Origin of the sequence: Rhodopirellula baltica SH 1, from assembly GCF_000196115.1 — a bacterium.
Taxonomy (GTDB): Bacteria; Planctomycetota; Planctomycetia; order Pirellulales; family Pirellulaceae; genus Rhodopirellula; species Rhodopirellula baltica.
Genome location: NC_005027.1, coordinates 21212 through 32762 on the forward strand (window position 1 = coordinate 21212; position 11551 = coordinate 32762).

Annotated in this window: 14 protein-coding genes; 8 read left to right on the forward strand and 6 right to left on the reverse strand. The window is 53.2% G+C overall.

Annotated features, from left to right (window positions below):
• Positions 1-243 precede the first annotated feature (243 nt).
• From RB_RS00105 to RB_RS00125, 5 genes are all read right to left on the reverse strand, one after another.
• The gene (locus RB_RS00105) at positions 244-1071 is read right to left on the reverse strand and encodes a S1 family peptidase (protein ID WP_011117712.1); all 828 of its coding nucleotides are present in this window, start codon (positions 1069-1071) and stop codon (positions 244-246) included.
• 212 nt (positions 1072-1283) lie between these two features.
• The gene (locus RB_RS00110; RefSeq protein WP_231846062.1) at positions 1284-1862 is read right to left on the reverse strand and encodes a hypothetical protein; all 579 of its coding nucleotides are present in this window, start codon (positions 1860-1862) and stop codon (positions 1284-1286) included.
• A gap of 249 nt (positions 1863-2111) precedes the next feature.
• On the reverse strand, positions 2112-2459 hold the full coding sequence (locus tag RB_RS00115) for a hypothetical protein (protein ID WP_011117714.1): 348 nt from the start codon (positions 2457-2459) through the stop codon (positions 2112-2114).
• Positions 2460-2661: 202 nt separating this feature from the next.
• Positions 2662-3117 (reverse strand): hypothetical protein, encoded by a 456-nt coding sequence (locus RB_RS00120; protein WP_231846063.1) that lies wholly within the window; start codon positions 3115-3117, stop codon positions 2662-2664.
• 235 nt (positions 3118-3352) lie between these two features.
• On the reverse strand, positions 3353-3562 hold the full coding sequence (locus RB_RS00125) for a hypothetical protein (RefSeq protein ID WP_164921263.1): 210 nt from the start codon (positions 3560-3562) through the stop codon (positions 3353-3355).
• 1790 nt (positions 3563-5352) lie between these two features.
• On the opposite strand from RB_RS00125, the gene RB_RS00135 reads away from it, so the two are divergent.
• From RB_RS00135 to RB_RS00155, 5 genes are all read left to right on the forward strand, one after another.
• Entirely contained in the window at positions 5353-6471 is a 1119-nt protein-coding gene (locus RB_RS00135) for a hypothetical protein (protein ID WP_231846526.1), read from the forward strand.
• Positions 6472-6528: 57 nt separating this feature from the next.
• Positions 6529-6930 carry a hypothetical protein gene (locus RB_RS00140; RefSeq protein WP_164921264.1) on the forward strand — a complete coding sequence of 134 codons (402 nt, stop codon included), beginning with the start codon at positions 6529-6531 and terminating at the stop codon, positions 6928-6930.
• A gap of 80 nt (positions 6931-7010) precedes the next feature.
• On the forward strand, positions 7011-7463 hold the full coding sequence (locus RB_RS00145; protein WP_164921265.1) for a hypothetical protein: 453 nt from the start codon (positions 7011-7013) through the stop codon (positions 7461-7463).
• 52 nt (positions 7464-7515) lie between these two features.
• Positions 7516-7812 (forward strand): hypothetical protein, encoded by a 297-nt coding sequence (locus RB_RS00150; RefSeq protein ID WP_011117724.1) that lies wholly within the window; start codon positions 7516-7518, stop codon positions 7810-7812.
• A gap of 162 nt (positions 7813-7974) precedes the next feature.
• Entirely contained in the window at positions 7975-8481 is a 507-nt protein-coding gene (locus RB_RS00155; RefSeq protein WP_164921266.1) for a hypothetical protein, read from the forward strand.
• Here RB_RS00155 and RB_RS27940 read toward each other — a convergent pair.
• Positions 8460-8786 (reverse strand): hypothetical protein, encoded by a 327-nt coding sequence (locus RB_RS27940; RefSeq protein ID WP_231846064.1) that lies wholly within the window; start codon positions 8784-8786, stop codon positions 8460-8462. The two genes, RB_RS00155 and RB_RS27940, sit on opposite strands and share 22 nt — an antisense overlap.
• Here RB_RS27940 and RB_RS27945 point away from each other — a divergent pair.
• The 3 genes from RB_RS27945 to RB_RS00175 all read left to right on the forward strand — a co-directional run bounded on the left by RB_RS27945 (position 8778) and on the right by RB_RS00175 (position 11528).
• Positions 8778-9065, forward strand: a complete 288-nt coding sequence (locus RB_RS27945; RefSeq protein WP_231846065.1) for a hypothetical protein — start codon at positions 8778-8780, stop codon at positions 9063-9065. The two genes, RB_RS27940 and RB_RS27945, sit on opposite strands and share 9 nt — an antisense overlap.
• A gap of 277 nt (positions 9066-9342) precedes the next feature.
• Positions 9343-9924 (forward strand): transglutaminase-like domain-containing protein, encoded by a 582-nt coding sequence (locus RB_RS00170; RefSeq protein WP_231846066.1) that lies wholly within the window; start codon positions 9343-9345, stop codon positions 9922-9924.
• A gap of 371 nt (positions 9925-10295) precedes the next feature.
• Complete coding sequence (locus RB_RS00175) at positions 10296-11528, forward strand: HlyD family secretion protein (RefSeq protein WP_011117731.1); 1233 nt, start codon at positions 10296-10298, stop codon at positions 11526-11528.
• Positions 11529-11551 lie beyond the last annotated feature (23 nt).

The window sequence follows — 11551 nt, forward strand, 5'->3', positions numbered from 1 at the left end:
AATGAGTCTTGAGGGGGCGATTTGTCCTCGCCTGTTCCCATCCCAACGGGATCTATTGTCCCGGTTGCCCATGTGCAAGGCAAGGTTCCACTGATTCGTTCGCTGACGATCATAGGCCGATCAATCGCGGTTTTGACTGCTGCCCACTGGTACGCGGTCACCGATCGAGAAAATGAATCGCCGGTGCTGATGGCTGTTCGCGGAAGGCGAATTACACGTGATCGATTCTCGGTCAATCCGTTGCTATTCGTCCGTTGCATGTGACGATATCTGGTCTCGGATCAGATTGGCGGGGACCATCTTCGACAGTTTGGCACCCGATACGTCCTTTACCACACCGATGTGCATGCCAATCACCGTCAATTCTCCGTCGGGCTGGTTGTTCAAAAAAGCTGGGCCACCGCTGGTCCCTTGAGCGAGGGCTGGCGAGCAATACACGATTGGTTCGTGCCCCCAAGTGTTTGCCGTGTTCGTTTCGCGAGATGCGATGTGTCCCACCACCGCGACGGGTGAGATCACATCACCGGCTCCGATCGCGAGCGGAAAACCGACCGCCACGATCTCGGTCGTGCGTGGCGGGGTTTCGGTGCAAATGGAATCCAAGGAGATCGAGAGTGCAGAGAGGTGAGAACGGTACGTTTCAGCTCCGTCGACACTGGGGAGCTCTGCGATCGCGAAGTCGGATTGTTCGTTTCGTTGCCACGGGTTGGTCGATGTTCGGAAGAATGTCTTGAGCGATACCCACTGCGTTACCCCATCTGGATCTCGATACCGGAGCTTGCTTTTGAGGTTGGTTTCAGCGGAAGCGTGGCCAGCCGTCACGAGAAATAGTCGTTCGTCTGCGGTGACGAGAAACGCCGAGCAAAGCTTGCCAGTGTCAGGTTTCGATTCGACCTGGCTTTGAATGCAAACAACTCTGTCCCACGCTTCAATCGGCTTTGGTTCAGACGCATTGATCGATGTTGAGAATGCCACCACGGCAAAGATCAATGCGGACGCATTTCTTACCGGAGAATGGAGGCGGTGCATGGAATCGTTGCCAAGCTCACGAGAGAAAAGAAGTGGCGTCATGAAAGTTGCTTCGCGTGGGGTGAAGGCTGTGGATGCACAGGTTTATTTGATGAGCTTCGAGATGCGTCTGCAGAAAGTAGCGTTGATCAACACACAGTGGTAGCGAGCGATCGGCTCTCCAGGATTGTTCCTGCGAACACTTCAGCCGTTTTGGCGCTAGCCACGGTTTCTTCAGCCAGCCCAAACGGTCGATTCAACCTGACGCTGTCCGGTCAGCGCTCACCGCGTTCGTATTGCGTTTGGTCAAACGCATCCAACTCGACGTCCCAAACCCTCTCCAGCTTTATCAATCCAGCATCGAAGGCACGATTGAAATCCCTGTCGGCCTCTCCAAAGGCCGATTCGATTTGTTCAAAGAGGGCTTCAAACTCATCGAACTTTTCGGGAGGCAGCGACAAGCGGTAGGTCGGGAACCAGTCCGTTCGATCTTGGTAAATCACCGCTTCTTCGAGCGTCAGTTGAATGTCACCGACTTCTCGATCTTTGACAGCTCGGGTTAGTTTGTTCAAATTCTGAAGAGCAAAGAAGATGACCGCTCGTTGCGCTCTCTTGTTCGCGTCCTCCAAGTCTTGACCGATGTCCACCATGCTCGACAGATCAGCTGGCCTCGCCACGATTTTTACAGTTTGATCGTCAGGGCTGACGACGACGGAATCAGTTCGGAAGTAGCCCTCCGCCAACAGCTGAACCGCCTCATTGTCAGGCATGGTTGGATTCTCTCGAACCTGTTGAATTTTCGCGGCCGCCAATTCTCGCTCGGTCGGATGGTTGCATCCGATGAGTGAAGTCATTTGTGCGATCCCCATCAAGCAAATGAGCGAGGCGACGTTTCGGTGCAACATGGCGTGAGTCTTAAAAGCGAAGGGATTGCACGACATCTTCGAGGCGAACGAAGCATGCGTTGCCACAATGGAAATTCACGCACAACAGGTGGGAGCTAAACGATAGCCGGTGCGGAAAGCGAAACTTCAGTTGCATGCCAATCGTCGAATCGCGATCTTCCGTCAGTTTAATTGATTCCAGTTTCTAACGACGAATGTTTAACTGCGGCTCCCGTGACGCTCATTCAATGCGGGGCAATCAGGGAACGTCGCTCGGATCTCGGGATCGCGAAGAAGTCTCAGGGCCCAGATACCGAACGGGATACCCAGCCAGACGAATGGTGTCAGCAAGGGAATGCACGCCAAAATCGATCCGACGCGTGCCATTCGATACGATTCTAGAAATCCAAGCTTGGCGGCACCGATGGAGATGACGATCATCGACATGAGTTGCCCAGCGGCGATGCCAGTCGCGAGCAGTGAAATACCCGAGCCAAGCTGTCGGTAGTAGACAAAGCCTGCTGAAACAAGGTGGATCGTCACAATCACAGCATGGATCGACGCCATGATGAGCAGTGCAGTCGCTGGTCGAGAAACTCGTTTGCGAACTGCTTGATGGCCGAAATCAAAACTGGCATCAGCCTACGGCGTTTGATAGGGATTCGTCAACAGATTCGATCTTTACGAGTGATTTTGATCGGGGAACGTTGCTCGGTTGGCGGGCAACGGCATCAGATTCTCAACACTTCGCTGCGCGTCCGATCAGAGCTCACGCGTCTTGGCTTGCCCGTTTCGACGTGCCGTGATGAGCGTATTCGAGGAAGCAAAACCAGATCGCAATGGTGGGGCAGATCACCGCGACCATCGCAGTGATCGCAATTGACTGAGGCCAATTGAGGAGCTCAAGGGAATCTGGCGATGCGTTGGTTGAAACGGTGAACCAAGCAAACGGAGTCGTGATCGAGAACAGCATCAACATGCCTATCAACGCTCGGAACGGACGCACCCGGTCACGGTTGTGCCAAAGGGCGATCCCCAAAAGAATCGCCAGCAAGCAGCATCCCAAAGGTACGAGAGCGAGTAAGGGGTGGCCGTTCAGCGCCAGGATTGCCGACATGGGAACCAGCCAAGCGGATCCGCCGACAACGCATCCAAACCAACCACTGCCTTGCCACTGAAACTGCCGAGGCCCAACGATGGCTGACTTGGCTTGCTTTTGGGTCATTCGGAAACACTGAAATTGGCAACGATTGCGTCGGATTCTTGTTTGCAGCAAACGTGATTTGACCGGTTTGGTCGTGGGCTCTCGTCGTTGCAATCTCTTCAGCATACGTGCTGCGGGAACCGCACTCAACGATCGAAGCTGCACTCAGCTTCGGAATTCGGTGGAACCGTCGAAAGGTATTGGTTCCCCGAGGGACGTTCGATTTCCGAGTTGATCCTGGAAAACGCGACGCCTTTCACGCTTTGATTCGTGCTTCGGACCGATCGTATGAGTTCAGCAGGTCGTCGACTTTGCTGCCGAAATGAATGTAACTTGCTGACGAAGTTTCGTTGATTGAAATACTAGGGAGCGAATCGAGCAATGCATCCGTTGTGGTGGAAAACTGGATCTGAACACCGTCCAAGGTCGCAACGATTTTGTCCTTCGTTACCGTGGTCAAGTTCATGGCGGCAGTGTCGTGACCCGTTTGGTAGGCCAGGATATTTTCCAAGCGACCCTGAGGCACGTAGTGAATGGTTAGTGCCGTGCCGTCGATATCCCATTCAAAGTATTGAACGGGAAGAGCAGGGGATTGTGGGTCACGGGATCGACCGGAGCCATCAGCCCGAAATTAAAACGTAGCGCCGGTGTCAGAAAACCAAGTAGCAGTTGGCAACGATGCAAAATTGGGTGGCACCGTTGAGGACGAAGTGGGTCTTCTGCGGTCCGTTTGATGCAACGCATAGAAAATAAAAGTTACTAATAACACAGAGATGATTGCGATGACTTTTCGGCGACGCGATATAGCGAGTCCGAAAGGATGACGGCTTGGACTGGAGTCGGACAACGTCATTCTCGTGTTTGGCACAAATGTAGAGGATGAATTTTTACGCTCACGCACTCGCTTGCTTCGGCAGGTACGTGCTTCGTTGCACCTACAACCGTTTCAAGCTGCACAACCGAAAAACAGCCTGTCGCCGCGAAGTATCGAATCATACCGCCAGCTAGGATTCTTGGTTTCTCTCTTGAGAGGGGAAGGTAGGGTTTTCTAGCGAGTACGAAGAAATGGTTTGAGTGAACCCATCAGTCGATTGTGGTTCCATATTGCGACCCTGGCCAACGCTAGACGATTGAGCCACTCAATGACCTCATCTTACCCGCATAGCCGACGGTATTCTTGCGTTTCAGATTTGTCTGCCGCCGATGAATCAGCTTGCAAGAACGCTTGTCAAATTCATCAGTCTTGATTCGACTCACTCATTGGTAGGTGCGCCCAACCCTTGCCACTTCGCAGAACCAAAACACCAGACGGAACACGGAAGACACTCAGGAATGTCTCATTCGAAAGCTTGGTCGCGTGCTGGTTGATGCAGGATGGTTGGCAGCTTTATTCGCCGATGGTGGACCATGGGCACAAAACAGATTTATTGATCTCAGATGGTCCGAACTTTCATCGTATCCAGATCAAGACGTTTGAAAGCAAAGGAAAAAATCAAGAGATTAACAATTGTTGGTCTCCGTGCAAAATTGACTACGTGGTCTTGATTGCTCGCAATGCTAACTGGGGACTGATCACACCTGCCTTCACCGAAAAACGGCGACGGATCAATCACAAAGAACACTGCAAGTTCGAAAAGAACAAGCAGGAATTCTTGCGTGCGTTCCGTCAGGTTTGACCTCAGTATTGCTGATCCGTGGTCTCCGCTTCACGATGCCTGACCGTGGCGGTGTGGAGTGTCTCGAGAGTGTTTGCTGCAGCCGGTAGGGCGATCGATTGCTTGGGATGGAAGGGTTGAACCTTGTCGACAACGTTCTGTCGGAGCTTTTCCCGGGCACATCGGTCCGACGAGCCAGTTCGAATTCTCTGTTCGAATTCCCGGTTCAAGCATTCAATGGTCGAGAAAGGCGGGCTTTCACCGGTCGATCTGGGCACTTGTCAATTTCACAGCGTGGTTTGAAAGAGCGTGTAATCGCTATTTGCTTTGAAGTAGAATCATCGCCGCCGAGCCGTTTGCCGCGATTTCCCTGAAGGATCGAGCTTAAAACGGCACCTGATTTCGTCGCCCAATTGACAGACCCGGCTCGGAAAACAGAGATTGGCACCCGCAGGATGTACCAGCTTGGCTTGTGGAAACCACAACCACGGCCGGTGCATTTCAGACCCACCGTCCTCCAAAAAGATTCTCAATCGTGTCGTACACCCGAATATTCATCTGCTCCGTTTTTGCGTTCCTCTCCGGAATTCCTTTGGCCGGAATGGCTCATGAAGGCCACGAGCACGGAGATTCCGACGCGTCAAAGGAATCCTCCGCGGAGTTTGATCCAACTGCACCGACCAACAAGTTTCAAGTGAACGGCAAAACGTATCGCTGGGAACATCGCCCTGAGTTGGGCAAGCAATCCAAAGCGATGATCGACGCGGCCAAAGGTGGCTTGCACAACAATGCCGATCGAGATTTGTTGACCGGAGAAATCGTGACGGCCGTTGCCAAGCACGGACTCGTGACGCTTGATCCCGAGTTGAAGGAATGGACACTCGTCGAAGGGCAGGATCCAGCGTTCGCTGCCGGCATGAACGCTCACGGGACTGATTGTTTTGTCTTGGATGGCGAATCGTACTGGGCGTTTGCTTCAACCAACACGCAAGAAGTATTCGTGACGAAACGCGGAGAAGTCCTTGCAAAACTGACTCAGCCCAAAGGCGATGAATTCGACAACCCGACCGTCAACGAATACTTCAAGTCAGGTGGAAGATTCACGCCATGCGATGTTGTCTTTTTGCCGGATGCGAAGCGATTGGTTGTCGTCATCGGATACGCACCGGGTGACTTTGCGTTGTCCGCAGAGTTGGTTGACGGCCAGTGGAAATGGAATGGTCCGGCATGGGGCGGCCGAGAAGGCAGTGGCGGCATGCTCAACACTGGGCACGGCGTTCAAGTTGCAACCGAAAACGGTAAAGAGATTGTTGAGATCGCATCGCGTTCTCACGGTCGGATTTTTGCCTTCACTCCAGGTGGAGCTCAGCTTCGCACACCGGGAGCAGGAAAGGAGTACTACATTCAGTTGCCAAAGGGTTCGAATCCTTGCAACATTTCAAGCATTGGCGACAGCATGTTCCTGCCGTTGTTGAACGCACTGCCGACGACAAATGGATCAGCGCCCGTGTTGGTGATGGACAATGGAAAGCCATCTGGTGCATTGGTGCCCGCGACCTATGAAACGCTGCAGTTGATGCAACACATGCATGGTTTCTGCCCGGTTGAAATCGATGGCAAACTGTACGGCGTTGTTCTTTCATGGCGACGTGCCAGCGAAAATTCGAATGGCCAACCCAACGATGGGCAAATTGCAGTTTTTGAAGCTGTCCAAGAGTAGACCGAGTTGGCATGGGCTGTGTCCGTGCGATCCCCGCTGCATGAAGTGACCGATGTCATGACAAACCTTCCTTTGGCATTGGTCTGGTTGCTGTTTTTATTGTTCGCCATTCCCCTCGCGGGAGTGGCGTGGAACGCTCGGCAGCAATCGCGTGCGGTCGCGCAGGTCGATCTCACGCCCAAGACGACCTATGAAGGTCCGGTCATCGACAACGGGGACGGAACAAGGTCGCAAAAGATCACTGTTTCCGTCGTGACGTCGGTTTCGACATCGCAAACGGTGCAGTTCGGGCCATTTGCGGTCCAGGTTCATGCCCGAGAGTGGGCCGCCAACGCGGTGCTGATGAGCATCGTTTTGCTGGGGATCGGCTTGATTGGCCTGCTGCATTTCCCGGACGATTCACCGACGACCGAATGGCCAATGAGTTCAGAGACAATCAGCGCCCCTTTTGACGATTGATTCGGCCCCTGATGAAGACGGGGATCATCCGACGATCTTCGGTCGATGAGCTTGTTCGTTCTCTCACTTCGAGCGTTTACATGCAGAGAAGACATTTTCTTTCGTTCTCAGCGTTCGCTGCCGCCGCATCGGTCACGGGATGTGATTCGGGCGAGGTGACAGAGCCCATCACGGCATCGGTGGAGCGTGTGGCAACGCAGGTCGAGGAAGCCGTCGATGAGACATCGACCGAAAACTTGGAACGTTACCGCGTTGCGTTGCGAGGCTACGAAATCGTGTCGGGGATGATTGGCCCGCGAGTGTTCTTCTTGCCATATCCTGGGATGCGGATTTTATCCGTGGTGATTGTGGCGACCACGGTCTCGGCGAAGTTGGCGGTCAAGTACATCGACACGGAGTTGATTCAACGACAGTTCGAAGAAGAGCTGACGGATCATGAACGCTCGCTGGTCGAGGCCGATGGCCACGTCCGATTCGAAACCGAAAGCGGCGTCTCAGAGACGGTGATGCTGGGGCCAAGCGAGTACGCCTGAGTTCCATTCATCGGCCACCTGAAATCCACTGAGCCCATCGTCGGAGCCAATTTTGAAAGCCCCACGCCCCACCATCACTCTCGGGTTCAATGTTCTGCTGATTTTGTACTCGGCGGGGACCGGGTTCATCACGTTCGCTTTTTCGGACAAAGCCCAGAACGTACCCATCCAAGGCTTGGTGCTTACATCGTTGATCGATTTTGTTCGCTACCTGATCATGATGTTCATTTCCGCATGGTTCATTCGCGAATTCTGGAATCGATTGGTCGCAGATTTGTTCTCGATCCGCTTCCTCGCCTATCGTGAGGCCATCACGATTGTCGTCCTCTTGGGTTTGTTCGGCTTGTGAACAAGCGACGATTGATTCACAACGGGCAAATTGACTCGATCATGTTTGACTCGGCCAAGCAGGGGCAATAAGATCACGTGATCGCTTCCCTTTCGTGACCAATGGTCGACGGAGTGCATTCGGCGAACTTTCCAGTCCATTTGTTTGTTGGAGAATTCAGCCATGCACCTTTCCGTTGGTATCTTCGAACTCGTCTTGCCCGTCGTTCTTGGGCTTGTCTCACTGCTTCTGCGGTGGCGTCACAGCAAGTATCAGCAAACGGCGGTGATTGCCTTTGCCTGTTCCTGCGGCGCGACCTTGCTATCGCCCGCGGACCTTGCGTCCACGTTGATCTTCACCATCGCATTCTTTTTGTGTTTCCAACTTGGTACACGTTCCAAGAGGCCGGTGAAGACAAACGAGATGAAGGAGACGGATGTCGACCATTCGCGATCGAGCTGGATCAATCCGTTTCGATTCGGAGTCGTTCTGGTTGTTTTCGGATCCGCGGCGTTCGCGTTTGGGCAAATTCAGCTTTGGCAGCCGCCGTCAGGACCGCTGAGTCATCAAGTATTCCGAGCATGGGCGGCCAACTGGATCGGAACCATTCTGCTTGTTCTGTCAGCAGCGTTTTGGGGCTACCATTTCGCGAGCAGGCAAATACTGAATCAAAACGATGCTTCCGTTTGATCGAGAGAGAAGCAACGCGAATGTTTGGCGAGTGGGCGGGTTGAAGTTGCAGCAAGTTTCGAAAGAGGTGCCTCATGCGTTTCACATTGACGCAAATTTTGACCACCGTCCTCGTTGTTGCTTTGGGACTTGCGCTCGTCGGTAGCCAGTTCCGGCATCAGCGACGGATTGCTGCGCTGGAACATGCTCTCTATCAAACCCGCAAGGACATTGCGATTGCCGAGTACGGTTCTGCGAGTTGTCAGCTGCTGGAATTTCACCCACATTTTTATGACGATCCATCGAGCTTGCGTTTCTTGAATCACGAAATTGCTCGTTCGATTTTGATGCACTGGGAACGCGAAGCGGCAATCGATGCGGCCGTTGACACTCCTGGTCATAGCAAGGCATTTGCAAAACGGGCCTTGGGGCTATTGGAGTGCACAACACCAGACGATTTTGTTCGAGAGTTGCGTTCGAGGTTTTCAATCTATCCCGATGATGAATTGGTGTCATGGTTCTCGCGCAGTCCACCAGGTGACCTGCTCAACTTCAAGGCGTTCTTGCGGGCGGCACTTGAACTGAATGAACCTGCCGGTGGATAGGCTTGTCCGTCTACCAACTGACGCTACTCGGACAGGAATGGTGGCATCGGTTTCCAGCCTGTGTTCTGCGCAATCGCAGGCTGGAAGCCTATCAGCTTGTTGATTTAGTCGTATACCGAGTGACAACGATTAGCCGATGGGCGTTAGCCCCGGTTGGCGTCTGACTAACCGCCGCTAACGCGGTTCGGCTCATTAAATCAACAGGCCGCTATGCGATTTGTTTTCCAATCATTCCTGCCGACGTGATTACATTCCAAGACTGTTTAACGAAATCGACATGAGTTCATCTCCTAATCCAGACGACTACCTCGGGCATTGCGAGGACATTGATGCTGGTCATCCGGACATCGTTGAATGTGCACGCAAGTTGACGGGGGCATCAATCAAGGAAACCGCGAAAAACTGTTTTGAGTTTGTGCGTGACTCGATCCAGCACACCGGAGATGAACAGCGGAACCCGGTGACATGTCGAGCGTCGGATGTGCTGCGGCATGGGATCGGATACTGCTACGCCAAGAGTCATCTGCTTTGTGCGTTGTTACGAGCCAACCAAATCCCTGCCGGAATGTGTTACCAGCGATTGTCGATCGACGGCGATGGCGCACCGTTTTGCTTGCATGGATTGAACGCGGTTCATCTGCCAGGGCATGGCTGGTTTCGGGTTGACGCTCGTGGGAACAAACCCGGTGTGAACGCCCAGTTTGATCCGCCCCATGAACAGCTTGCGTTTGGAACGGATTTGGAAGGCGAACGTGATCTCCCGGAGATTTGGCCAACGCCACATCCGGACGTGGTCGAACGGCTGAGACGGCACGACGATTGGCTTGAGCTGTCCAACGATTTGCCCGATGTCGGTTGAAGGCAACCGGCCTCCGCTAAACGGTATAATGGAAGCACCGTCGCGGCGTGTTCGATTGTGTCGCGACGGTTGCTCGGTGCTTGTCTTCATGCCTTCTTGAAGGTGCCCGCCAAGTGATGATGAAACCGAAGAGGGGCTGAGCCCTCCTGCGCCAGCTAAGTAGCGACGAGATTGCGGCACTGTCCTCTTCCAGTGTTTGGAATCAACTCGTTGAGTTTCGGTCGATTGATTTGGTGATCGCTGGAGATACCCTGAAAAGCCACGCCGCTTTTTCGGCGGTATGCCACACCGAAGTGAGCTGTCTTGAAACAGACGACCGAACGCAAATTGCCAATCACCGTCGTCCCATATTGCCTTGAGAGAATGACATCATGAAGTGTTTGTTGAATCGGATGACTCGAGCTGCCGTTGCGGCGTTCTGTGTGTGCCTTGGGGTCAATTCAGTCCTCGCGTTGGACGACGCGCCGAAGGACAAGGAAACTGAAAAGGCTGCTGAACCGATCAAGGTGCAAGGGACCTTCGAGGCAACTCAAAGTTGGGAGTTGATTCACGGGTTGGATCAGTTTGGTGAACTCGAGATCAAAAAGATCTTGCCTCACGGAACCGAAATCAAAGAAGGCCAGACGGTCATTTGGTTTGACACGGAATCCATCGACAAAAAACTTTCGGACGCCGAGAACGATATTCGCTTGGCGAGGATTGACGCGGCTGATGAACAGTTCGCGTTTGACCAATTCGTTGCTTCTCAAGAGCTCGATCGCCAAGATGCGGAGCGTGCACGTCAGTCCGCCAAGCAGACTTACGACAACTATCTGCAAGTTGATCGGGATCGGAAAATCAAGAGTGCTGAGTTTGACCTCGAAATGTCCAAAGCCTCGTTGGAGAACGCCGCGGAGGAATTGAAGCAACTTCAACAAATGTACGACGCTGATGATTTGACGGAAGAGTCCGAAGAGATCGTGCTCAAGCGTGCCAAGCGAGCGGTTGAGTCCGCTCAGTTTCGATTGGAAAGCACGGAGATCCGATCCAAACGAACCTTGGAGCAATCCATTCCTGCCGAGGATGCTCAAACGGAAGCGACGTGGGAACGAGCTCAAATGACATACGAGAAAACCATTCGGAACCTCGACAGTGCCAAAAAGAAACGCGACCTTGAACGCCGGAAGGCGGCCAAAGCATTGGCCGAAAAAGAATCTGATTTCGAAGAGCTTCGCCAACAGCGAAAGGCGATTGTCATCAAATCGCCCGGCAACGGCATCCTGCTTTACGGAGAACTCAATCGTGGTGCTCTCAACGCCAAACCAAGTCCCATCGAGGCGGGGTCGAAAGTTTCGACTAAACAGGTCATCGCTACCGTCGTCCAGCCAAAAAAGATGCGAGTTTGTTTGACTTTGAGCGAGGCAGATTTGGTTGGTATCAAGACCGGCGACTCATGCGTGATCAAACCAGCGATCGACCCCAAAGCTGAAGTGAAAGGCGTCATTGATTCGGTTGCGACCGTGCCATTTATGGGAACCAAGTTTGATGCCACCGTGAAGGTCGTTGGGCAATTGCCCGAAGCGGTGAAGCCCACCATGACGGCGTCCATTGAGTTGACGAAGTGATCGTAGTCATCCTCGGGAAAATG